The organism is Pseudomonas sp. B7 (genome assembly GCF_016735645.1).
GTDB classification, from domain to species: Bacteria; Pseudomonadota; Gammaproteobacteria; order Pseudomonadales; family Pseudomonadaceae; genus Aquipseudomonas; species Aquipseudomonas glycinae.
Map to the genome: position 1 here is coordinate 394,587 of NZ_JAERRE010000001.1, position 22,060 is coordinate 416,646.

The following is a 22,060-nucleotide window of genomic DNA, read 5'->3' on the forward strand; positions in this document are numbered from 1 at the left end:
ATGCATCAGTTGTGCTGACCGTTGCGCTCAAACAGCAGGCAAGAAAAAACCCGCCGAAGCGGGTTTTTCCATTCAAGCGATGCTTACTTCACATTGCTCGGGGTCGGGCCTTCGGCCACGCCCAGGTCATCTTCAGGACGGGTATCGGCGATACCGCGACCGCCCGAGGCCAGCTCGGCGTCCAGCACGTCGGTGTCCAGCTCCTTGACCCACTTGGCCACAACGATGGTGGCAACGGCGTTGCCGACCAGGTTGGTCAGGGCACGGGCTTCGGACATGAAGCGGTCGATACCCAGGATCAGCGCCAGACCGGCCACCGGCAGGTGACCTACCGCCGACAGGGTGGCCGCCAGCACGATGAAGCCCGAACCGGTCACACCGGCGGCGCCTTTGGAGGACAGCAGCAACACCACCAGCAGGGTGATCTGGTGAGTGATGTCCATGTGGGTGTCGGTCGCCTGAGCGATGAACACGGCCGCCATGGTCAGGTAGATTGCGGTGCCGTCGAGGTTGAACGAGTAGCCGGTCGGGATCACCAGACCTACCACCGATTTCTTCGCGCCCAGACGCTCCATCTTGATCAGCATGCGTGGCAGTACCGATTCCGAAGAGGAAGTACCCAGCACGATCAGCAGTTCTTCACGGATGTAGCGGATCATTTTCAGCACGCTGAAACCGTGCATGCGGGCGATACCGCCGAGCACGATCAGGATGAACGCCAGGCAAGTGATGTAGAAGCAGATCATCAGTTGACCCAGCTGTACCAGCGAGCCGACACCGTAGGCACCGATGGTGAACGCCATCGCACCGAAGGCACCGATGGGCGCGAGCTTCATGATCATGTTGATGATGTTGAACATCACGTGAGCGAAGCGATCGATGAAGTCCAGGATCGGCTTGCCGTAGGCACCCAGGCGGTGCAGGGCGAAACCGAAGATCACCGAGAACATCAGCACTTGCAGGATGTCACCGGTGGCGAACGCGCCGACGATGGTGGTCGGGATCACGTTGAGCAGGAAGCCGACAACGCTCTGGTCTGCGCCTTGAGCAACATAGGTCGCGACTTTCGAGGCGTCGAGGGTGCTGACGTCGATGTGCATGCCGTTGCCCGGTTGCACGATGTTGACCACGATCAGGCCCACCAGCAGTGCGATGGTCGAAACGATTTCGAAGTACAGGAGTGCGTAGCCGCCGGTCTTGCCGACCGATTTCATGTTCTGCATGCCGGCGATGCCGCTGACCACGGTGCAGAAGATGATCGGGGCGATGATCATTTTGATCAGTTTGATGAACCCGTCACCCAGCGGCTTTACGGCCACGCCGAACTGCGGGTAGTAGTGGCCGAGCGCAATACCGATACAGATTGCGACGATCACCTGGAAATACAGGGATTTGTACAGTGGCTGACGAGTCGTCATTGCAAAGTTCCTCAAGAGTCCCGCGCGGCAACATCCATCTGTTGAACGCGACACCTGAATTGCGAACCCTCCTGCACTGGAGGGATTTGTTGTGTCGAACGGCGCTGTTCCGGACCGGCTCGGCGCACGCTTCTGTCGCTCTTATCGCAAACGTCGTGCCACTTTGGTGCAAATCGCTGCAAGCCTTTTGATATCAGGGGATACGGCTTTTTCTGTGTCACCATTCGGTGACTCAAGTGTGGCGGATTTCCGCCAACTCGCCCGACCTCGTCCTACAATTTGGCGGAAATCCGCCTTGTTACCGATCAAAGGCAGCAGCTACCATCGGTCGCCCGAGGAAGGATCTGCCGCCCATGCGCGAACGCACCATCGCCAGTCACTTTGCCCGCGCCGCCCTCGGTGGCGCGGGGCGCTCGGGTTACGACTATTCGGACCTGCTGCAGCAACTGGGTATCAGCCCCGAACTGCTCGACGAGCCGCGCGCGCGGATCGCCCCGGAACAATTCACCCAACTGATCCAGAACTTGTGGCTGGCCCTGGACGACGAATACCTGGGTTTTGGCAACGCACCGAGCAAACCCGGCAGCTTCGCCATGATGTGCCACGCGATCATTCATTGCCGCAGCCTGGAAAAGGCTCTGCAACGCGGCTTATTGTTTTATAGCCTATTCCCCGAAGCTCCGCGTCTGACCCTGACCCATGAAGACGAATGGGTGCGCCTGAGTCTCGACGATGCGCAATTGTGGGACCCGGATCACTTTCTCAGCGAGAGCCTGCTGGTGATCTGGCATCGCCTCGGCAGCTGGCTGATCGGCCAGCGGATTCGTCTGGAACAGGCGAGCTTCAGCTACCCGAAACCGGCGCACGGGGCGGAATACGACCTGCTGTTTTCCTGCCCGCTGGAATTTTCGGCAGCGCAAAGCAGCCTGGTGTTTCACAGTCGCTATCTGCACATGCCGCTGTTGCAGGACGAACGCACCCTCAAGCATTTCCTCGAACGCTCCCCCGCCGACCTGCTGTCCCGCCCGGACGACGGCAACAGCCTGAGCAGCCGGCTGCGTCGCTTGCTCAGCCATGACAGCGCACGCTGGCCGGACCTCGAAGCGGTGGCGGCGCACCTGCACATCAGCCCGCAAACCCTGCGCCGGCATTTGCGCGAGGAAGGCACCAGTTTTCAGGAATTGAAGGATCAGTTGCGCCGGGACATCGCGATTTATCACCTGGGGCGCGCGGATCTGTCGTTGCAACAGATCGCCGAACAACTCGGTTTCTCCGAGCCGTCGGCGTTTCATCGGGCGTTCAAGAAGTGGACGGGGCTGACGCCGGGGGCTTATCGGGCGCAGGCGTGAGTATCAATACAAGCCGATGGGCCGAAGCTCCAAGCGTTGATTATCTGTTTGTCGATACAGAAAGCCACATCAATGGAGAGCCAACGGCACCTCCCGACGCCCGTTCGACAATGCTGAAAGCCTTGGCGGCACCGCCTAACTGATCAGGCCTGTATGGAGCCCTGATTTTCAGATCCTTACCGATCTGGTGCGCTCCCAATGTCTGTTGCAAGGCATACACGGTTCCGACGGCACTCCCCCAAAAAACAAAGGTAAGTACATCTCCGATACTCATTCCGTGAGTGCGGAGCGTGATTGGAGTCTTTCCACTTTCATCGATTATCTCAAGACGGCCACTCTCGAAGGCTCCCAACGAGCCATGGTCAGGAACCGGGCTCCGCAAGTCACCTTCAACTTGAAACTCCGAAACGGGACTGGTCCATTGCTGCCCACCATTGTTCACGGTGTATACAAACGCAACATGGCCATACTTGTTCGCCTTCAGGTGACGGGGTTCAACAGGAATTATGACGTCCTTGCCTGCATCACTCGCCTCGATCCGAAAGTACTTGACCCAACTGGACTCGCAATCAGACCCATGACAGAAAAGGGCAACCAGTGCACCAGGTGAGAGCGCATCTGACGCCCTGATCCTTAGACTCACCCCCTTGTCAGCCAATTCCGAAGAGATGCGAGTGCCTTCGACCTCATCCAACTCAGGCCAATAAATCACGCCCTCAGCCAGATACAAGGTCTTGGGTGAAAAGGGAGGATCAATGAATAAATAGTCGTAGGAGAGTTCCAGAGGTTGGCCTCTGAGGTCAATCGCACGATTGGCGGGTATGACGAGAGTCGTATCCTTATCAGCCGTCGTGATGGTTGTGACGTTCGCCCAATCCGACGACGAATATCTCGTACGAACATGAGCAACCAAAGGTGCCCCGACCTTTTGTCCTGAAAAATAAGGAATTCGAAATGTCATGTCCTTACTCGACACAGTAAGGGGAATCACTCCGTTCTTCGCTCCATCAATCGAAGATGCAGGAAGATCAATTCTGCGTCGGCGCTTCGCCTGAACAATTTTTTTCTGTTCTTGAGCAGTGATGAACGCAACCATTTCCAGTCTCCCTGTTCCGAAAGCATCACGGCTCGATCCCATGATGGACAAAAACAGAGTGTTGGAAATACGCGGAATGAACCACTGTCAGATCTGACAGTGGCGATGAATGGCCATAACCCCGGCGCCACCTGAAAGAGACTCGGCTTCACACAGCCGGGAAATGAATCCTGAACGCCGCCCCACCCATCGGTGAATCCCCCAGCGTCAATTTCGCGCTGTAGCTCTCGATGATGTCCTTGACCACCGCCAGCCCGATGCCCTGCCCCGGGTGCTGGCGGTCCAGGCGTTCGCCGCGTTCGAGAATCCGTGCGCGCTGATCCGGTGGTACGCCGGGGCCGTCGTCTTCGATGCACAGCTCCATTCCGGAATGGCTTTCACGCACGCTGATGCGCACTTCGCCCAGACACAGGCGGTAGGCGTTTTCCAGCAAGTTGCCCATCATTTCCAGCAAGGCGCCCTGCTCGATCGGCACATAGCAATGCTCCGGCAGATCGAAGGCGACGCGTACGTGTTTGTCGCGGTAGACCTTGTCCAGCGTGTCGCACAGGCTTTGCAGCACCGGGCGCAGGCGCACCTGATGGCGCACCAGACCGCTTTTGCGCAGGCTGGCGCGTTGCAACTGGTAGCCGATCTGCTGGCTCATGCGTTCGATCTGGGTTTGCAGCACCCAGGCCTGATCGCGGTCTTCGGGGCGCTGTGCCATGTCTTCGCTGACGCCTTGCAACACCGCCAGCGGGGTTTTCAGGCTGTGGGCCAGATCGTCGAGGGAGTCGCGGTAACGGCTGCGTTGCTGGCGTTCGCTGTGCAGCAGGCGGTTGAGCGAACCGGTCAGGCGCAACAGTTCGCGCGGGTGCTGTTCGCTGAGGCTTTCGAGGGTTCCGCTTTCGATTTCGTCGAGCTCCTGACTGAGCCGGCGCAAGGCTTTCAGGCCCCAGGTCAGGCCGATCCACAGCAGCGCGAGCAGCACCAGCAGCGCCGCGCCGAAACCGAGGTAGAGATTTTCCCGCAGGCCTTCGAGGGTGGTTTCGTATTCGCGCACCGGTTGCAGGGCCACGATACTGAAGGCCGCGCTCTTGCCACCAAGCAGTTTGACTTCAACGTCGTAGACGAAGAATTCCTGACCGTTGGCTTCACGGATACGCGCGAACTCGTTGCCGAGGCCGTCGTAGCGCGGCGTGTAGTTGATCTTCTCTTCCTGGGTACCCTTCGAGCGCCAGACCAGGTGCCCTTCGCGGTCATAGATGTAGCCGAGCAGGCGATTGTCCGTGAGGTTGAAGCGCTCGTCGGGCAACTGTGCCGGCATCATCAAGCGGTTGTTTTCAACCCGTGCGGCGGAGATCAGCGTGGTGACATCGGACGCCAGCCGTTGCTCGATCGAGTCCTGCAGCGCCAGGCTGAAAGCGCCCTGCATCGCCGGGAGCAAGGCGAGCATGAACAACACCGCCAGGGTGGTGGCGGCGAGCATCAGCCGGACGCGAAGGGAACGGATCAAGTGCAACGCTCATTGAACAGGTAACCGAGGCCGCGCACGGTGTCGATCGGCTTGAACCCGGCCGGGCCTTCGAGCTTGCGGCGCAGACGGCCGACCAGCACTTCGATCACGTTCGGATCGCGCTCGTCGTCATCCGGGTACAGCTGCTCCATCAGCCGATCCTTGGGCACCACTTGCTGGTGATGACGCATGAGGTATTCGAGAATCCGGTATTCGTAGGCGGTCAGCGCCAGCGGTTGCTCGTCGAGGGTCGCCTGCTTGCGATTGAGGTCGAGCAACAGCGGGCCGGCGACAATGGTCGACTGGGTGAAACCGCTGGAGCGGCGCAGCAAGGCATTGAGTCGCGCTTCAAGTTCTTCGAACTGGAACGGCTTGACCAGATAATCGTCAGCCCCGGCTGCCAGACCTTCGACCTTGTCTTGCCAGTTGCCGCGCGCGGTGAGGATCAGGATCGGAAACGTCTTGCCGCCCGAGCGCAGCTGGCGGATCAGGTCGAGGCCACTCATGCCCGGCAGTCCAAGGTCGATCACCGCCAGGTCAAAGTTGAATTGCCCGGTCTGGTACAACGCCTCTTCGGCATTGGCCACGGACTCGACCACGTGACCGCTCTCCGTCAGGCGGGTTTGCAGGTGATGGCGCAACAGCGCTTCATCTTCGACGACCAACAGTTTCATGACGCTCTCCCGGGTAAATCGACAACTCCAAAGGCTTTCGCCTCACATGGCTGCGCCGGGTCGCCCCTCGAAGGACGACCCGGCGCGGGCCTGACGCCAATCGCTTAGAAAGCGTAGTTGGCCGACAGGTAAGTCTGGGCGCTGCTGGTCAAGTCCAGCGAGCCTTGCTTGCTGCCGCCGCTCTCTTTCATCTCGGTGCTGGCGTTGCTGCGCAGGTAACGGTAACCGAGTTCGACCGAGGTGTTCTGCGAGACTTGCTGCAGCACACCGAACTGACCGCCGACCGCGTAACCGATGTCGCTGTCGCGGCTGTAGCCCGGCGAATCCTGGGTCAACTTGGTCAGACCGGCCGTGGCACCGCCGAACAGCTTGGTGCTGCCGCCCACCGGGTAGAACAGATCGTAGCTGCCCAGCAGGTTTTCCTGGCGCAGTTTAATGCCATTGTGCGAGCCCGACACGTTGTCGTAGGTGGCGTAGTAGCGACCCTGGCTGTTTTGCTGACCCAGGCGCAGGCCGTAGGTGTTGTTGCCGTCGATGGCCGCAGTGGCGTCCGGGTGGCCGAGGTTGTCGTTCAGGGCGTTGGATTTTTTGATCTTGTCGCTGGTCTGGCCAAAGGTCAGGCCGGCGAAGTTGCTGGTGGTGTCGGCATGGGCCGCGATACTGGCGCTCATTACGGTAAAAGCCAGCAGCAGTTTATTTAAACGAGTCATGGAGTTTCCTCTTTCACAGTGCTGTTTGGGTATGGCGCAAGGTTACTGCCCCTCCCCTGTACCGCCCCTGAACGCTCTCTGAACCTGGCCTGAATGAAATGAACTAGGCTGTTTTGACCCTTTATTGTCAGGAGACCCGATCATGCGCCTGCTTCTAACCCTCGCCCTCCTTGTCTTCAGCGGCCTCAGCCAGGCTGCGATCAAGACCGAGGAAATCCCCTATCAGAGTGCTGACGGCACCCAGCTGATCGGTTACTACGCCTACGACGACGCGATCAAGGGCCCGCGCCCCGGCGTGGTGGTGGTGCATGAATGGTGGGGCCTGAACGACTACGCCAAGCGTCGCGCCCGGGACCTTGCCGGGCTCGGCTACAGCGCGCTGGCCATCGACATGTACGGTGAAGGCAAGAACACCGAGCACCCGAAAGACGCGATGGCCTTCATGCAGGCGGCCACGCAGAACGCCGATGCAGCGAGCAAGCGCTTTCAGGCCGGGCTGGATCTGTTGAAGAAACAGCCGCAGACCGACAAGGATAAAATCGCCGCCATCGGTTACTGCTTCGGCGGTGGCGTAGTGCTGAATGCGGCGCGTCAGGGTGTGCCGCTGGCCGGCGTGGTGAGCTTCCACGGTGCGCTGGCCACCAAGACGCCGGCTACGCCGGGCAGCGTGAAGGCGAAAGTCCTCGTCGAGCACGGCGCGCTGGACAGCATGGTCACCCCGGACAACGTCGCGGCGTTCAAGTCGGAAATGGACAAGGCCGGCGCCGACTATCAATTCGTCAGTCTCGACGGTGCCAAGCACGGCTTCAGCAATCCTGACGCGGATCGCCTGAGCCACGGCGATCACGGTGGCCCGGATATCGGCTACAACAAGGCCGCCGATGAAAAATCCTGGTCGGACATGCAGGCGTTCTTCAAGAAAATCTTTGGCTGATTCCAGTTAACCGATCGTTCCTGCGCTCTGCGTAGGAACGATCACTTCCTCTGCACTATCCAGCCTGAAGACAACCCGGCAAAATGCCCGACATGACTGCCAGCCCTTTCCTCCCCGCCTGCTGCACTCCGCTCGATGCCCATTGGCCGCTGCCGACCGCATTGCCCGACACCGTGTTTATGAGCACCCATTTCGACCCGTCGCAACTGCTCGGCGATGACTTCCGCCGCAGCGCCATCGAGCCGCCGTCGAGCATCCAGCGTTCGGTGGCCAAGCGGCAGGCGGAATTTCTTGCCGGGCGGATTTGTGCACGGGCGGCGTTGCAGCAGCTGGAAGGCTCGAGCATTGTTCCGGCGATCGGCGAGGATCGCGCGCCCATTTGGCCGGCGCACATCTGCGGCTCGATCACCCACAGCACCGGCCGTGCGGCGGCGATTGTCGCCAACAAACAGCACTGGCGCGGGCTGGGCATGGACCTGGAAAACCTGCTCAACGCCGAACGCGCCGAACGACTGGCCGGAGAGATCCTGACCCCGCCGGAATTGCAGCGCATGGCCGCCGGTTCCCGGGATCAGATCGCACTCTGGGTGACCCTGACCTTTTCGGTGAAAGAAAGCCTGTTCAAGGCGCTGTACCCGATCGTGCAGCAGCGCTTCTACTTCGAACACGCCGAGGTTCTGGAGTGGAATGAACAGGGTCAGGTGCGGCTGCGGTTGCTGACGGATCTCTCCAGCGAATGGCGCAACGGCACGGAGCTCGATGCGCAATTCGGCGTGCAGGACGGGCAGTTGCTCAGTCTGGTCAGCATCCAGGCGTAAGCAGTTTCAGCGCCGCTCCTGATTCCTCGGCCAGCTCAGACTGAAACACGCCCCGCCCAGGCTCTTGCTCTTGCCAATCAGCGCCCGGCCGTCGTGCCAGTGGATGATCCGCCGCACGATCGACAGGCCCAGCCCGTGTCCGCCGGACGCCCGGGTGCGGCTGTCGTCCAGACGCAGGAACGGCGTGAAGATTTTCTCCCAGGCGGTTTCCGGCACGCCGGGGCCGTCGTCCTCGACATCCACCCGGCAACGCATCTGCCCGACCTGATAACTGACCGTGACCTTCGAACGCGCATGGCGCATGGCGTTGCTCACCAGATTCTGCAAGGCGCGGTGCAGGTAACGCGGCTCGGCCTCGACCCAGGCATCATCGCAATCCGCCGCCGACAGGCACAGACCGCGCTGCACCGTGACCTCGGCGCGCAGAGGCGCCAGCTCTTCGATCACCTGATTGACCAGCGCATCCAGGTCGATGCGCTGGAAGGTCAGCGCCGGCGAGCCCTGTTCCAGTCTGGCGTACGTGAGCATTTCGTCGACCAGCTTGTCGAGGTCCTCGATGTCGTGGTCCATGCCCTCGCGGTATTTTTCCAGCGCCTGCGGGGTGGTGGCCGAGCCGATCATCTCCAGCCCGAAACGCAGACGCGCCACCGGCGTGCGCAGTTCGTGGGACACCGCGCGCACCAGTTCACGCTGAATGGCGAGCAACTGCTGCAAGTGCTCGGCCATGCCGTTGAACGCCGCTGCCAGCTTGCCCACCGAGTCGGCACCACGGGCCGGCACCCGGGTTTCCAGACTGCCTTTGGCGATGCGCGTGGCCGCAGCTTCGAGTCCACGCAAACGCCGCTCGAGCTGGCGCACCAATAAATAGACGATCAGGCCGATCAGGGTCAGGCCGAGGGCGGCGATCAAAACCAGCCATTCCGGCGGGTACGGGTTCATCTGATACAGCGGCCCGATTTCCAGCACCCACGGCGTGCCGACCATCCCGGCGAACACCCGGATCGAATCGCCGCCCTTGCCCAGCGCCATCACCGTATCGCCTTCGGATACCCGACGGCTCTGGTCTTCGTCCATGTCCGCGTCGCTGACGGTGACCAGCCGCAAATCAAAGCCAAAGCCTTTGTCTTCCTTCAATTGCGCCAGGCGTTTGGGTTGCTCGCCCACCGGCACCCGCACCAGCTCATCGGCCAACAGGTAAATGGTCGCCCGGGCCAGTTGCTCGCTGATTTGCTGGACCTCGCCCACCAGCACAAGCTGCTCCTTGTCGCTGACCAGCCGATAGACCTTGGCCGCATGCGGCCCGGTCTGCTCCACCAGGGCCTGGCCGCGCTGCACGCGAGTGCGCTGGGTGAGGTCGAGATCGGTCTGAGCAAAGGTTTTCAATGCCAGCGGAATTCCGAGCAGCCGCTCCCACACCAGCAAGGCGCGATGGCGCTCGGTTTCGTTCATCGGCTGCAGGTTGTCGGCCATCAGCGAAAACGTGCCGTGGGCCAGACGCTCGCGGTATTGCTCGCTGCGCACCTGGTTGAGCAGGTGCAGCGCCAGCACGCCGAGCACCGCCACCAGAATCAGCGCCGCGCACATGCCGCCATAGATGCGCAGGAAGATCGAATTCACAGCGGCAGTTCTACACAGGCTTCCGGTACGAACAGGTAGCCTTTGCTGCGAATGGTCTTGATCAGGCGCGGGTGATCGGGGTCGTCGCCGATCTTCGGGCGGATGCGCGAGATGCGCACATCGATCGAACGGTCCTGGCCGTCGTAGCCGATACCGCGCAACGCGGTGAATATTTCTTCCCGGGACAGGATCCGTCCAGCGTTGGACACCAGCAGCCAGAGCAGATCGAATTCGGCACTGGTCAGCTCGATGCCGCTGTCGCTGAGCCACGCTTCGCGCAAGGCGTTGTCCACCACCAGCGGGCCGAATTGCAGCCGACGCGGATTGCCCGCTGCCGGCTCCGGTGTGTCACTGCGTCGCAGCAGCGCCTGGATTCGCGCCAGCAAGAGTCGCGGGCGTACCGGTTTGCAGACGTAGTCGTCGGCACCGAGGTCGAGGCCGAGGATCTGGTCGGCGTCGTCGGTGCGCGCGGTGAGCATCAGGATCGGCCCGTCGTAGCGATCGCGAACCTTGCGGCAGATGCTCAGGCCGTCTTCGCCGGGGAGCATCAGGTCGAGGATCACCAGGTCCGGCTGCTCCTTGATGATCCGCGCCGCCGCCAGCGCGCCGTTGCCTTCGATCTCCACGCGCAATCCGTTGGCTTGCAGGTATTCACGGGTCAGTTCGGCCAGACGCTGGTCGTCCTCGACTATCAATACCTGCCAGGCTTCTTGCTCCACGGGTGACCTCTGCTTGCCGATGCTGCTTATAAAGGAAGGATCCTCCCGTCTTTTTGTCATCTTTAAGGAGGATAAGAATGCGTGCGCATGGGCCGATTGTATAAACGGCGTACAGCCAGAACACAAGTCGGTAAATGCGTTCGGACAAGGCGGATTTTTGTGATAGGGTTCGCGCCCTTAAAAATCCGCTGAAGCGTTTTTCCCGGCGAAAAAACAGTGACAAACGGTCTAGCTCAGCAGGTTCGCGGCCTACACGTGAATTCGACATTTCGCACACAATTTACGCACAGGGTTATCCACAGGCTGTCCGTTGCATTCCTCCCCCAAAACGCATTATCTTGTAGCCCGCGCTTGAAAAAACCCTACATGTAGGGGTTGAGGCCAAAAAACCAAACACAAACCGGACAGTGAATTCAAGGCTTTTTATTGCCATTGTCGGGTTGAACCAAACGTATTTTCAGAAGCCCAAACCGCGCCTGCGGATGGCTACCGTTTTTCAGTCGCGCGCGGCGTAAACGGTACGGGTGTTGCAGTCCCGAACTGCTCCCCGAAAGGAATGCGGTTTCACGCGTATCGCGCGAACCGAAGACTTCGGCATGGAAGCGGCGCCCACAAGGCCCCCTTCCTGAACTGTCCCGAAGTCGTTACCCGGCAACTGCCGGTTGTAGTGCTTCAGGACGGAACGGTGGGCACCGTGATGGTGCCCAAACAAACATAGAGAACGTGGAGACACCCATGCAAACCGACACAACTCGCGAGAACCCGCAGGGCACCTTGCCGCAGGCCGCCGATTCGAATTCGGATCTGGCTGCCACCGCGCCTGGTCAGCTGCGCGTGATCAAGCGTAATGGCACTGTCGTTCCTTACACCGATGACAAGATCACCGTCGCTATCACCAAAGCGTTTCTCGCAGTTGAGGGCGGCACTGCTGCCGCTTCGTCGCGAATCCACGACACCGTTGCCCGCCTGACCGAACAGGTCACCGCGACCTTCAAGCGTCGCATGCCGTCGGGCGGCACCATCCACATCGAAGAAATCCAGGACCAGGTCGAACTGGCCCTGATGCGTGCCGGCGAGCAGAAAGTGGCTCGCGACTACGTGATCTACCGCGATGCCCGTTCCAAGGAACGCGCTACCCGCACCACCGCCGAAGCTCCGGTACAGGCGCACCCGTCGATCCGCATCACCCGCGCCGACGGCAGCCTCGCGCCGCTGGACATGGGCCGCCTGAACACCATCGTCACCGAAGCCTGCGAAGGCCTGGCCGAAGTCGACGGCGACCTGATCCAGCGCGAAACCCTGAAGAACCTGTACGACGGCGTGGCCCTGAACGACGTCAACACCGCTCTGGTAATGACCGCCCGTACCCTGGTCGAGCGCGAGCCCAACTACTCGTTCGTGACCGCCCGCCTGCTGATGGACACCCTGCGTGCCGAAGGCCTGGGCTTCCTGGGCGTGGCCGAGAGCGCCACTCACCACGAAATGGCCGACCTGTACGCCAAGGCCCTGCCGGCCTACGTCGCCAAAGGTATCGAGTTCGAACTGCTGAACCCTGTGCTGGCCTCCTTCGACCTGGAAAAACTGGGCAAGGCGATCAACCACGAGCGCGACCAGCAATTCACCTACCTCGGCCTGCAGACCCTGTACGACCGTTACTTCATCCACAAGGATGGCGTGCGTTTCGAACTGCCGCAGATCTTCTTCATGCGCGTGGCCATGGGCCTGGCCATCGAAGAGAAGCAGAAAGAAGACCGTGCGATCGAGTTCTACAACCTGCTGTCCTCGTTCGACTACATGGCTTCGACCCCGACCCTGTTCAACGCCGGTACCCTGCGTCCTCAACTGTCGAGCTGCTACCTGACCACCGTGCCGGATGACCTGTCGGGCATCTACCACGCGATCCACGACAACGCCATGCTGTCGAAATTCGCCGGTGGCCTGGGCAACGACTGGACCCCGGTTCGTGCGCTGGGTTCGTATATCAAGGGCACCAACGGCAAGTCGCAAGGCGTGGTTCCGTTCCTGAAAGTGGTGAACGACACCGCCGTCGCCGTTAACCAGGGTGGCAAGCGCAAAGGCGCTGTGTGTGCCTACCTGGAAACCTGGCACATGGACATCGAAGAGTTCATCGAGCTGCGCAAGAACACCGGTGATGATCGTCGTCGTACCCACGACATGAACACCGCCAACTGGATTCCTGACCTGTTCATGAAGCGCGTCTTCGATGACGGCAAGTGGACCCTGTTCTCGCCATCCGAAGTTCCGGACCTGCACGACCTGACCGGCAAGGCCTTCGAAGAGCGCTACGAGTACTACGAAGCCCTGACCGAATACCCGGGCAAGATCAAGCTGTTCAAGACCATCCAGGCCAAAGACCTGTGGCGCAAGATGCTGTCGATGCTGTTCGAAACCGGCCACCCATGGCTGACTTTCAAGGATCCGTGCAACCTGCGCAGCCCGCAGCAGCACGTCGGCGTGGTTCACAGCTCGAACCTGTGCACCGAGATCACCCTGAACACCAACAAGGACGAGATCGCGGTCTGCAACCTGGGCTCGATCAACCTGCCGAACCACATCGTCGACGGCAAGCTGGACACCGCCAAGCTCAAGCGCACCATCGACGTTGCGGTGCGCATGCTCGACAACGTGATCGACATCAACTACTACTCGGTACCGCAGGCGAAGAACTCCAACTTCCGTCACCGTCCGGTCGGTCTGGGCATCATGGGCTTCCAGGACGCGCTGTACCTGCAGCACATCCCTTACGGTTCCGACGCTGCCGTCGAGTTCGCCGACAAGTCGATGGAAGCGGTCAGCTACTACGCGATCCAGGCTTCCTGCGACCTGGCCGACGAGCGCGGCTCGTACGAGACGTTCCAGGGTTCCCTGTGGTCCAAAGGCGTACTGCCGCTGGATTCGCAACAGATCCTGATCGAAGCACGCGGCCAGAAGTACATCGACGTCGACCTGACCGAGTCCCTGGACTGGGCACCGGTTCGCGCCCGTGTACAGAAAGGCATCCGTAACTCGAACATCATGGCCATCGCACCGACCGCGACCATCGCCAACATCACCGGCGTATCGCAGTCGATCGAACCGACTTACCAGAACCTGTATGTGAAATCGAACCTGTCGGGCGAATTCACCGTGATCAACCCGTACCTGGTTCGCGACCTGAAGGCTCGCGGTCTGTGGGATTCGGTCATGATCAACGACCTGAAGTACTACGACGGTTCGGTTCAGCAGATCGAGCGCATCCCGCAAGAACTCAAAGAGCTCTACGCGACCGCGTTCGAAGTGGACACCAAGTGGATCGTTGACGCCGCCAGCCGTCGTCAGAAGTGGATCGACCAGGCCCAGTCGCTGAATCTGTACATCGCCGGCGCATCGGGCAAGAAGCTGGACGTGACCTACCGCATGGCCTGGTACCGTGGTCTGAAAACCACCTACTACCTCCGTGCCCTGGCCGCGACCAGCACCGAGAAGTCGACCATCAACACCGGCAAGCTGAACGCTGTATCCAGCGGCGGCAACCACGGTGACGACTCGGTCCTGGCAGCCCCTGCCGGCCCTGCTCCAGTACCGAAGGCTTGCGCCATCGACGAGCCGGATTGCGAAGCTTGCCAATAAGCTGAGCTGAATCGGGCGTTGCAAAACGCCTGATCCGAGAAACCCCCGACAGACTTCTGGTTTGTCGGGGGTTTTCTTTTGCCCACGAAAAAGCAAAAGCAAAACCCCTCACCCTAACCCTCCCGAAACGTCGGACCGCCCAGAGGGAGAGGGAACTGACCGAGGTGTTTTATAGAGATACGCCGACGTGAAATACCGAGCTGAACTTGGGTTTTGAAACGCATACAACTCAACCCCTGCTTTCTCTGCTCCTGCTTTCTCTGCTCCTGCTTCCACTTCCGCTGCTGCTTCTGCTTCCGCTCTCCACCACTCAACACGATGAGCGTTAGCTCGAGTACCGCTTTTGACATGCCGGCCCCATCGGAAGGCTGAGTGGAGGGATTTATCCGGGGGTGGGAGCGCAGCGACCGTGCGGCGCAGCCGCATGCATCGAGAGGAGGTGCAGCGAAGCAAACCGTAGGCGATGCCCCCGGATGAATCCCGTAACGAAGGAACACCGAGCCAAAGCGAGGTGCCGAACGCCGGGGCCCAGCGTTTTGGTTCCTTTTGGGCGTTTGCAAAAGGGACTCGCCGTAAGGGCGAAACCGCCAGCGGCAACACCCGCAGAAACGGATAAACACCCCAAACCGCAGCCAAAAAAAAGCCCCTCAAAAAGAGGGGCTCCCATACAAAACCAAACCCAGAAATCAGGTCATCTGAATAATGGTCTGCATGATAGTGCTCTGAGTCGAAATGGTCTTGGCATTCGCCTGATAGTTACTCTGGCCCTTGATCAGATCAACCAGCTCGTTGGTCAGGTTAACGTTGGACTCTTCCAGCGAGTTGGATACCACCTCACCCAACGTACCGGTTTTCGGCGCGTCGTAACCCGGGACACCCGATGCGAAAGTCTCTTTCCAGCCGGTGCCACCGATCGGCTGAAGGCCTTGCTCGTTGGTGAAGCTGGCCAGTGCAACCTGGCCGATGGCCTTGCTCTGGTTGTTACTGAAGTTGGCGAACAGCGTGCCGGTGCCGTCGATGGTCAGGTTGGTGATCTGGCCGGTGGCGTAACCATCCTGAGTCGGGATCGAACGCGCGGTGTCAGCGTTGTACTGAGTGGTCTTGGCCAGGGAAATGGTCACACCTGCCGGGTTGGCTGCCGCACCGTTAGGGGTGAAGACGCCGTTGGTCACGGTGCCCGGTACCCAGCCAGTCAGCTTCAGGTCGCTGCTGATGATCGGGTTCGGTGCAGGAGGCGGCAACGTGCTTGGCGTGCTGACCTGCAGCAACTTGCCAGAACTGTCGAAGGTCAGGGTCGACGCGACTGGTGGCGTAGTGACCGGGTTGCTGCCGGTTGCATCCGGGTTGCGCCCGTCTACCAGGGTGTAAACCTTCCAGGTGTTGTCGGAAGTTTTCACCATGTACTGATCCATGACGTGGGAGTTGCCCTGGGTGTCATAGATCGGGGTGCTGAACTGCTTGGTGTAGGACTCGAGCTTGGACGGATCGAACGGGAAAGCAGTCTGATCGATCGGCTTCTCCGACGAGTTCAGGTTGATCGTCGACGTCACCGACGAAGTCGACTTCGGCGCCAGGTTCGAGGTGTCGATCTTGAGGTCGGTCAACACGCCGTTGATGATCTTGCCGTTGGAGTCCACACCGTAACCTTGCAGGCGCGAAGTGTAGTCGGTGTTGGTGATAAAGCCGTTGTTGTCGACCTTGAACGTACCGGCACGGGTGTAGGAAATCGAGCCGTTGTTGCTCATGGTGAAGAAACCGGAACCGTTGATGCCCATGTCCAGCACGTTGCCGGTGTTGTTGATGTCACCCTGGGTGAACTGCTGGGAAACGTTGGCCAGGCGCACACCGTTGCCGATGACCTTGCTGCCGCTGCCCAGTCGAGTCGACGAGTACACGTCTTCGAATTCCGCGCGGGAGGATTTGAAACCGGCGGTCGCGACGTTGGCGATGTTGTTGCCGGTCACGTCCAGTTGTTTGTTGGCTGCATAGAGACCGCTAAGGCCGATATTGAAAGACATATTCCACTCCTTTGTGCCGGTTAGTCGGCTCTATATACCAATGGTTTGTACTTTGGACAGGGCGACCGTGCCCTTGCCGGACAGGTTGAGCATCAGCTCGCCGCCGGTCTGGCTGATCGTCACGCTGTTGACGGTGGCCGGCAGATAAGTTGCCAGGTCCGTCGCGGTGCCGTTGATCGACGCGTTGGCCTTGAAGGTGTAAGTACCGACTGGCACCAGGGTGCCGGACGAATCCTTGCCGTCCCAAGTGAAGCTGGCAGGACCGGCAGCGCGACTGCCAAGATCGATGGTACGGACGGTTTTGCCGCTGCTGTCGGTAATGGTCACGGTACCGCCGGCGATGGACGACGGAACAGTCGCCGTACCGGTCAGGCCTTTGCTCGGATCATCGAGTTGCGCGGTGTTGGTCTGCACGATCACGTTGCGGCCCACCAGCGACGAAGCCTGCAGGGCTTGCGACGAGTTGTAGTTGCCGGCCAGCGAACTGACGGTGCTGTTGAGGGTGGTGATCCCCTCGAGGCTGCTGAACTGCGCCAACTGGGCAACGAATGCGCTGTTGTCCTGCGGGTCCAGCGGGTTCTGGTTCTTCAGCTGGGTCACCAGCAGTTGCAGGAACGCGTCCTTTCCAAGCGCCTGACCGCCGGTCGCGCTATTGGTGGCCGAAGCAATGCCGCCGGTGGTGGTGCTACTGGTCTTCTTCGAAGAGTTGGCCAGTATGTCCTTCATCGTCAGGCTGCTGGTGGTATCGGAAACACTCATGGCAGTCGCCCCTTATCACTGACCGAGGGTCAGCACTTTCTGCATCATGGTTTTGGCGGTGTTCATCATTTCGGCGTTGGTCTGGAACGAACGGCTCGCGGAAATCATGTCAGCCATTTCTTCCACCACATTGACGTTCGGGTAGTAGACGTAGCCCTTGGCGTCGGCCGCCGGATGATTCGGCTCGTAGCGCGCTTCGAGGTTGCTCTGGTCTTCGACCACACCCATGACCTGCACGCCCTGACCGGCTGCGTCCTGGTTCTGGAACAGCGAATTGCTGCCGCCGCTCTGGCCGCCCTGGAACATGGTGGCGAACACCGGGTGACGGGCGCGATAAGTCTGGTCGATGCTCGACGAGACGGTCTCGGCGTTGGCGATGTTCGAGGCCACGGTGTTGAGACGGGTGGTCTGGGCGCTCATGCCGCTGCCGGCAATGTTGAAAACGCTGGACAGGGACATGGATTACTCTCCGCGCAGGGCTGACACCAGCCCTTTGAATTTGCTGTTGAGCAGGGTGAAGCTGGCCTGGAAGCCGACGGCGTTTTCCGCGTAGTTCGACTGTTCCAGCTGGGCGTCCACGGTGTTCTGGTCGATCGACGGCTGCATCGGCGTGCGATACATCAGCGACTCGTCGCCATTGCCCAGGCCTTCAGCTTCGATGTGACGGCTGTTGGTCATGTTCAGGGCGATGGTGCCGTTGGCGTTCTTCTGGCTCTGTGCTTCGAGCACTTTGGAGAACTCCAGATCCCGCGCCTTGTAATTCGGGGTGTCGGCGTTGGCGATGTTGTTGGCCAGCACTTCGGCACGCTGGGCGCGGAAGCCCAGAGCCTTTTCGTGAATGCCGAGCGCTTTATCGAAGCTGATGCTCATGTCGGGAACCTTCAGGTGACCGGATTTTTCGTAACAGGGTTATAGCAAGCGTCGTGCCAGTTTGAGAAAGCCCCGGATTACGGGGCCTTGCGCGGAAACGGCAACGCGGCAATGCCAGAAAAGCGGCAACCGGTTTCCGCCGGATGCCGCTTTTCTGCCGCCTGCCCACCGGCAAAACCTTTGGGCATAAAAAAACGGGAGCCCTGAGGACTCCCGTTTCCTGTGTTGCCGGTCTTGATCACTTCGCCTGGTAGATGATCCCCGGGCTGCACTGAACCATCTGGTAATGATCCGGCAGACCGTTCAGCGCTTCGGAAGCGCCAAGGAACAGATAACCGCCCGGCTTCAGCGTGCTATGAATGCGCAACAGGATGTCTTTCTTCACCTCGGCGGAGAAGTAGATCAGCACGTTGCGGCAGAACACGATGTCGAACTTGCCCAGGCTTGCGTAGCTGTCGAGCAGGTTGAACGAGCGGAATTCCACACGGTTCTTGATCGGCGCCTTGATCACCCAGCGCCCCGGCCCTTTCGGGTCGAAGTAGCGCTGCAGGCGATCGGCGGACAGACCGCGACCGATCGCCAGGCTGTCGTACTCGCCGGTCTTGCAGTTGGTCAGCATGCTGCCGGACAGATCAGTAGCGACGATCTGCACGCCCATCTTCAACTGGCCGATGTTGGTCCGCTCGAACTCATCGATCGACATCGACAGCGAATACGGTTCCTGACCCGACGAACAGGCCGCCGACCAGATCCGCAGACGCTGGTTGGGAGCGGCCTTGATCGCTTCGGGCAGCACCTTGTTCTTCAAGACTTCAAACGGATAGGTGTCGCGAAACCACAGGGTTTCGTTGGTCGTCATGGCATCGACCACCTGCTCACGCAAACCGCTGCGCGGCTGGGTCTGGATGCGCTGTACCAGCTCACCCAGGGACTTGATGCCTTGCTGCTCCATCAGTTTGTTGAGACGGCTCGAGACCAGGTACTGCTTGTTTTCACCGAGCAAAATGCCACAGGCTTTTTCCAGGAAGACCCGGAACTGTTCGAAATCCAAATTACCCGTAGACAAATGATGCCGCCTCTTAAATCGTGTTGAACGCCAGGGACAAAAGGCCCTTAGCTGATATCTGCTGCTTTGATCCGGTCGACTACCCGGGATGCCAGGTCATCAGGACGGAACTTGGCCAGGAAGTCATCGGCACCGACTTTCTTGACCATCGCCTGATTGAACACACCCGACAACGAAGTATGCAGGATGATATGAAGCTTTTGCATGCGAGGGTCGCTGCGGATCTCGGCCGTCAGGGTGTACCCGTCCATCTCCGGCATTTCGATGTCGGAGATCATCATCAGGAACTCTTCTTCCGGCCTCTTGCCCTCGTCGACCAGCTTGCGCAGGTAATCGAGCGCCTGCCTGCCGTCGTTCAACGCCACCACTTCGACGCCGACCGTCTGCAGGCAACGCGTCACCTGCTTGCGCGCCACCGACGAGTCGTCGACCGTCAGCACCCGCAGAGACAACGCCTTGCTCTGGGTCTCGACATCCACCACGCCGACCGAAATCGCTTCCGGTGTCGGCGCAACTTCCGCCAGCACCTTCTCGACGTCGATGATTTCGACTAACTGATTGTCGACCCGAGTCACAGCGGTCAGGTAATGATCGCGTCCGGTGCCCTTGGGCGGCGGATGAATCTCTTCCCAGTTCATGTTCACGATACGTTCGACCGAGCGCACCAGAAAACCCTGGGTCTTGGTGTTGTATTCCGTGATGATCACGAACGGACTGTTCTTGTCTTTCAAAGCACCGGAGCCGGTCGCCATCGCCAGATCAAGGATCGGAATGGTCGCCCCCCGGATATTCGCCACCCCGCACACGACAGGACTGGACTTGGGCATCAGCGTCAGTTGCGGGCACTGCAGCACTTCCCGAACCTTGAACACGTTGATCCCGTAGAGCTGCTGGCCGTCAAGACGGAACAACAACAGCTCCAGGCGATTCTGCCCCACCAGTTGCGTGCGCTGGTTCACCGAATCCATTACACCAGCCATGCCCAGACTCCTACACCAACGCCAAGTGTTGTTGCGACGCACATTCATTGCTAAACGGCACGGCGCTTGCTTTTTAACTCGTATGAACGCTCAAACGACATTTTTCCGACGCCTGACATCTCCCCTCCGCAGAGGGCTTTGCGCGATGTCCGCCGTTTGCCTGTTTTTCGCTGGCAGCCCTGCCATTGCTGATGCGGTTACCTTGCCTGACATGCTTATCGGCGTCACTCAGGGCTTTCTTGAATTCACCGTAGAAGACTATCTGGCTACCAGTCAAACGGAAGGCCGTTATGAAATCGAGGTCAACCAGCTCGATCCACGCATGCGCATGCCTATGTGCGACAAGGAATTGACAGCGACACTGGAGAGTCCGGCACGTCCTTTGGGCCGTGTCACGGTGAAGGTCCGCTGCGAAGGCGCCTCCCCCTGGACGGTGTTCGTGCCCGCTCAAGTCCGCCTGTTTCGCGAGATTGTCACGACCACGCGGCCACTCAAACGCGCCGGCATCATCGAGCCGCAGGACGTGACCTTGCGCGAGCGCGACGTCAGCACGATCAACCAGGGTTTCCTGACGTCGGTGGATGAAGCCATCGGACAGAAATTGACCCGACCAACGGTCGCCGATCAAGTCATCACCCTGGTGCATCTGGAACAGGCGGAAGTGGTTCGCAAGGGCGATCAGGTGGTGATCACCGCCCGCAGCGGTACCCTCGCCGTGCGGATGCCGGGCGAAGCGCTGGCCAACGGCGGCCTGAAAGAACAGATTCGGGTGAAAAACCTCAACTCCCAACGGGTCATCAAGGCGCAGGTTGTGGCGCCCGGCCAGGTGGAAGTAGCGATGTAAGCGGCGAGTGAGCGGCAGAATGAACGGATATTTGAAAAGCCCCTGAGTACTCAAGCAGAAAACTGGCGCTGACCAGAGCTGTTCCCTAAACTGTGCCGCAGCAGGATCTGCAACGGCGCATGCAAGCTCATTGCTAAATGAGCCTAAAGTTTTCCAGGGGATGGCCGAGAACATGGCAAGCGTCCAAATTCCCAGAGGTTTTTAACATGGTCATCGATTTCAGCCGTTTGAACAGCTCCTCGTCACTTACGGGCAGTACACGTACCAGCAACGCCAAGGAAACCGCCGAAACCGGCACTTCCGCGCCGCTGAATACCCCGGCCGAACAGGCCAGTACCGCAAAAAGCGGGGAATCGGTACACCTCAGCAATGAGGCTCAACAGTTGCAGAAGGTCACTGACAAGCTGCGCGATCAGCCTGCCGTCGACAAAGCCCGCGTGGCCGAATTGAAAGCAGCGATTGCCGATGGCAGCTATAAAGTCGACAGCAACCGTGTAGCCAGCAAACTGCTCAACTTCGAAGCCCAGCGCTAGGCCTCGGTCTGCGCCAGGCTTTTGGACGCTTAAAACCCAAGGCCAGCCATGCACGACACTAATCTATTGCAACTGATCATCGACGACTTTGCTCCAGCTCAACAATTGCTGGAGTTACTGCAAACCGAGTCCCTCGCCTTGCACGGTCGCGACATGCCTCTGCTGGAAGAAATTCTGGCGAACAAGCAGGCATTGATCATTCTGCTCGAACAGCATGGCCGCAAACGCAGCGAAATCCTCGCCAGCCTCAATCTGTCGATCGACCGCGCCGGCCTGGAACAACTGGCCAGCCAGTCGAGCATCGGCGACCAGTTGCTGAGCCAGAGCGATGTCCTGACCGATCTGATCGCCCAGTGCCAGGCAGCCAATGCCAGAAATGGCCAATCGATCGTCATGCAGCAGGCCGCCACGGCCAATCAGCTGAAAATCCTCACCGGCGGCGAGCCTCCCGCGCTCTACGATGCCAGTGGCACCTTCTCCAAACTGCAGAAACCACGCGCGCTCAGCCAGGCGTGATGCTTTCTTCCATG

At 59.8% G+C, this 22,060-nt stretch carries 20 protein-coding genes; 7 read left to right on the top strand and 13 right to left on the bottom strand.

All coding sequences use genetic code 11. The features are described from left to right. Positions 1 to 83: 83 nt before the first annotated feature. The gene (locus tag JKA62_RS01965) at positions 84 to 1,418 is read right to left on the bottom strand and encodes a dicarboxylate/amino acid:cation symporter (protein ID WP_007957758.1); all 1,335 of its coding nucleotides are present in this window, start codon (positions 1,416 to 1,418) and stop codon (positions 84 to 86) included. A gap of 353 nt (positions 1,419 to 1,771) precedes the next feature. Here JKA62_RS01965 and JKA62_RS01970 point away from each other — a divergent pair, with 353 nt between their 5' ends. Then, positions 1,772 to 2,767, top strand: coding sequence for an AraC family transcriptional regulator (locus JKA62_RS01970; protein WP_201815969.1), 996 nt, complete (start codon positions 1,772 to 1,774; stop codon positions 2,765 to 2,767). 40 nt (positions 2,768 to 2,807) lie between these two features. Here the strand turns inward: JKA62_RS01970 and JKA62_RS01975 are convergent, their stop codons facing one another. The 4 genes from JKA62_RS01975 to JKA62_RS01990 form a co-directional block, all read right to left on the bottom strand. Next, positions 2,808 to 3,863, bottom strand: coding sequence for a hypothetical protein (locus JKA62_RS01975; protein WP_201815973.1), 1,056 nt, complete (start codon positions 3,861 to 3,863; stop codon positions 2,808 to 2,810). A 148-nt stretch (positions 3,864 to 4,011) separates the two neighbouring features. Then, positions 4,012 to 5,358, bottom strand: a complete 1,347-nt coding sequence (locus JKA62_RS01980; protein WP_201815976.1) for an ATP-binding protein — start codon at positions 5,356 to 5,358, stop codon at positions 4,012 to 4,014. Continuing rightward, on the bottom strand, positions 5,355 to 6,032 hold the full coding sequence (locus tag JKA62_RS01985; protein WP_011335499.1) for a response regulator transcription factor: 678 nt from the start codon (positions 6,030 to 6,032) through the stop codon (positions 5,355 to 5,357). Before JKA62_RS01985 ends, JKA62_RS01980 begins: the two co-directional genes overlap by 4 nt. Positions 6,033 to 6,136: 104 nt before the next feature. Continuing rightward, on the bottom strand, positions 6,137 to 6,742 hold the full coding sequence (locus JKA62_RS01990) for a hypothetical protein (RefSeq protein ID WP_064598671.1): 606 nt from the start codon (positions 6,740 to 6,742) through the stop codon (positions 6,137 to 6,139). Positions 6,743 to 6,884: 142 nt separating this feature from the next. Between JKA62_RS01990 and JKA62_RS01995 the strand changes: the two genes are divergently transcribed. Both JKA62_RS01995 and JKA62_RS02000 read left to right on the top strand, forming a co-directional pair. After that, positions 6,885 to 7,676 (top strand): dienelactone hydrolase family protein, encoded by a 792-nt coding sequence (locus tag JKA62_RS01995; protein ID WP_201815977.1) that lies wholly within the window; start codon positions 6,885 to 6,887, stop codon positions 7,674 to 7,676. Positions 7,677 to 7,768: 92 nt separating this feature from the next. Continuing rightward, positions 7,769 to 8,494: a 4'-phosphopantetheinyl transferase family protein gene (locus JKA62_RS02000; protein ID WP_201815979.1), complete on the top strand. Its 726-nt coding sequence runs from the start codon at positions 7,769 to 7,771 to the stop codon at positions 8,492 to 8,494. Positions 8,495 to 8,500: 6 nt separating this feature from the next. On the opposite strand, the gene JKA62_RS02005 is transcribed toward JKA62_RS02000, so the two are convergent. Both JKA62_RS02005 and JKA62_RS02010 read right to left on the bottom strand, forming a co-directional pair. Further along, positions 8,501 to 10,111 carry an ATP-binding protein gene (locus tag JKA62_RS02005; protein WP_201815989.1) on the bottom strand — a complete coding sequence of 537 codons (1,611 nt, stop codon included), beginning with the start codon at positions 10,109 to 10,111 and terminating at the stop codon, positions 8,501 to 8,503. Then, positions 10,108 to 10,830 carry a response regulator gene (locus JKA62_RS02010; RefSeq protein WP_201816000.1) on the bottom strand — a complete coding sequence of 241 codons (723 nt, stop codon included), beginning with the start codon at positions 10,828 to 10,830 and terminating at the stop codon, positions 10,108 to 10,110. Before JKA62_RS02010 ends, JKA62_RS02005 begins: the two co-directional genes overlap by 4 nt. A 735-nt stretch (positions 10,831 to 11,565) precedes the next feature. On the opposite strand from JKA62_RS02010, the gene JKA62_RS02015 reads away from it, so the two are divergent. Continuing rightward, on the top strand, positions 11,566 to 14,460 hold the full coding sequence (locus JKA62_RS02015) for a ribonucleoside-diphosphate reductase subunit alpha (protein WP_011335505.1): 2,895 nt from the start codon (positions 11,566 to 11,568) through the stop codon (positions 14,458 to 14,460). 686 nt (positions 14,461 to 15,146) lie between these two features. Here JKA62_RS02015 and flgE read toward each other — a convergent pair. From flgE to JKA62_RS02045, 6 genes are all read right to left on the bottom strand, one after another. Next, the gene (gene flgE / locus JKA62_RS02020; protein ID WP_197871820.1) at positions 15,147 to 16,478 is read right to left on the bottom strand and encodes a flagellar hook protein FlgE; all 1,332 of its coding nucleotides are present in this window, start codon (positions 16,476 to 16,478) and stop codon (positions 15,147 to 15,149) included. 30 nt (positions 16,479 to 16,508) lie between these two features. After that, positions 16,509 to 17,237 (bottom strand): flagellar hook assembly protein FlgD, encoded by a 729-nt coding sequence (flgD, locus tag JKA62_RS02025; RefSeq protein ID WP_011335508.1) that lies wholly within the window; start codon positions 17,235 to 17,237, stop codon positions 16,509 to 16,511. A 15-nt stretch (positions 17,238 to 17,252) separates the two neighbouring features. Further along, entirely contained in the window at positions 17,253 to 17,696 is a 444-nt protein-coding gene (gene flgC / locus JKA62_RS02030; protein ID WP_007960329.1) for a flagellar basal body rod protein FlgC, read from the bottom strand. A gap of 3 nt (positions 17,697 to 17,699) precedes the next feature. After that, positions 17,700 to 18,107 (bottom strand): flagellar basal body rod protein FlgB, encoded by a 408-nt coding sequence (gene flgB, locus JKA62_RS02035; protein WP_007960328.1) that lies wholly within the window; start codon positions 18,105 to 18,107, stop codon positions 17,700 to 17,702. Positions 18,108 to 18,345: 238 nt separating this feature from the next. Beyond that, positions 18,346 to 19,173: a protein-glutamate O-methyltransferase CheR gene (gene cheR / locus JKA62_RS02040; RefSeq protein ID WP_007960327.1), complete on the bottom strand. Its 828-nt coding sequence runs from the start codon at positions 19,171 to 19,173 to the stop codon at positions 18,346 to 18,348. Positions 19,174 to 19,220: 47 nt separating this feature from the next. After that, on the bottom strand, positions 19,221 to 20,153 hold the full coding sequence (locus JKA62_RS02045; protein ID WP_201816002.1) for a chemotaxis protein CheV: 933 nt from the start codon (positions 20,151 to 20,153) through the stop codon (positions 19,221 to 19,223). Positions 20,154 to 20,235: 82 nt separating this feature from the next. Between JKA62_RS02045 and flgA the strand changes: the two genes are divergently transcribed. The 3 genes from flgA to JKA62_RS02060 all read left to right on the top strand — a co-directional run bounded on the left by flgA (position 20,236) and on the right by JKA62_RS02060 (position 22,046). Continuing rightward, the gene (gene flgA, locus JKA62_RS02050) at positions 20,236 to 20,997 is read left to right on the top strand and encodes a flagellar basal body P-ring formation chaperone FlgA (protein WP_084777063.1); all 762 of its coding nucleotides are present in this window, start codon (positions 20,236 to 20,238) and stop codon (positions 20,995 to 20,997) included. Between the two features lie 206 nt (positions 20,998 to 21,203). Further along, complete coding sequence (gene flgM, locus JKA62_RS02055) at positions 21,204 to 21,530, top strand: flagellar biosynthesis anti-sigma factor FlgM (protein WP_007960324.1); 327 nt, start codon at positions 21,204 to 21,206, stop codon at positions 21,528 to 21,530. Between the two features lie 48 nt (positions 21,531 to 21,578). Then, complete coding sequence (locus JKA62_RS02060; RefSeq protein WP_011335511.1) at positions 21,579 to 22,046, top strand: flagella synthesis protein FlgN; 468 nt, start codon at positions 21,579 to 21,581, stop codon at positions 22,044 to 22,046. The last annotated feature ends 14 nt before the right edge of the window (positions 22,047 to 22,060 follow it).

Excerpts from the sequence above, each read along its gene's own strand:
- JKA62_RS01965 (WP_007957758.1), bottom strand. The coding sequence starts at position 1,418 with ATGACGACTCGTCAGCCACTGTACAAATCCCTGTATTTCCAGGTGATC.
- JKA62_RS01970 (WP_201815969.1), top strand. The coding sequence starts at position 1,772 with ATGCGCGAACGCACCATCGCCAGTCACTTTGCCCGCGCCGCCCTCGGT.
- JKA62_RS01975 (WP_201815973.1), bottom strand. The coding sequence starts at position 3,863 with ATGGTTGCGTTCATCACTGCTCAAGAACAGAAAAAAATTGTTCAGGCG.
- JKA62_RS01985 (WP_011335499.1), bottom strand. The coding sequence starts at position 6,032 with ATGAAACTGTTGGTCGTCGAAGATGAAGCGCTGTTGCGCCATCACCTG.
- JKA62_RS01990 (WP_064598671.1), bottom strand. The coding sequence starts at position 6,742 with ATGACTCGTTTAAATAAACTGCTGCTGGCTTTTACCGTAATGAGCGCC.
- JKA62_RS01995 (WP_201815977.1), top strand. The coding sequence starts at position 6,885 with ATGCGCCTGCTTCTAACCCTCGCCCTCCTTGTCTTCAGCGGCCTCAGC.
- JKA62_RS02000 (WP_201815979.1), top strand. The coding sequence starts at position 7,769 with ATGACTGCCAGCCCTTTCCTCCCCGCCTGCTGCACTCCGCTCGATGCC.
- JKA62_RS02015 (WP_011335505.1), top strand. The coding sequence starts at position 11,566 with ATGCAAACCGACACAACTCGCGAGAACCCGCAGGGCACCTTGCCGCAG.
- flgE (WP_197871820.1), bottom strand. The coding sequence starts at position 16,478 with ATGTCTTTCAATATCGGCCTTAGCGGTCTCTATGCAGCCAACAAACAA.
- flgD (WP_011335508.1), bottom strand. The coding sequence starts at position 17,237 with ATGAGTGTTTCCGATACCACCAGCAGCCTGACGATGAAGGACATACTG.
- flgC (WP_007960329.1), bottom strand. The coding sequence starts at position 17,696 with ATGTCCCTGTCCAGCGTTTTCAACATTGCCGGCAGCGGCATGAGCGCC.
- flgB (WP_007960328.1), bottom strand. The coding sequence starts at position 18,107 with ATGAGCATCAGCTTCGATAAAGCGCTCGGCATTCACGAAAAGGCTCTG.
- JKA62_RS02045 (WP_201816002.1), bottom strand. The coding sequence starts at position 20,153 with ATGGCTGGTGTAATGGATTCGGTGAACCAGCGCACGCAACTGGTGGGG.
- flgA (WP_084777063.1), top strand. The coding sequence starts at position 20,236 with ATGAACGCTCAAACGACATTTTTCCGACGCCTGACATCTCCCCTCCGC.
- flgM (WP_007960324.1), top strand. The coding sequence starts at position 21,204 with ATGGTCATCGATTTCAGCCGTTTGAACAGCTCCTCGTCACTTACGGGC.
- JKA62_RS02060 (WP_011335511.1), top strand. The coding sequence starts at position 21,579 with ATGCACGACACTAATCTATTGCAACTGATCATCGACGACTTTGCTCCA.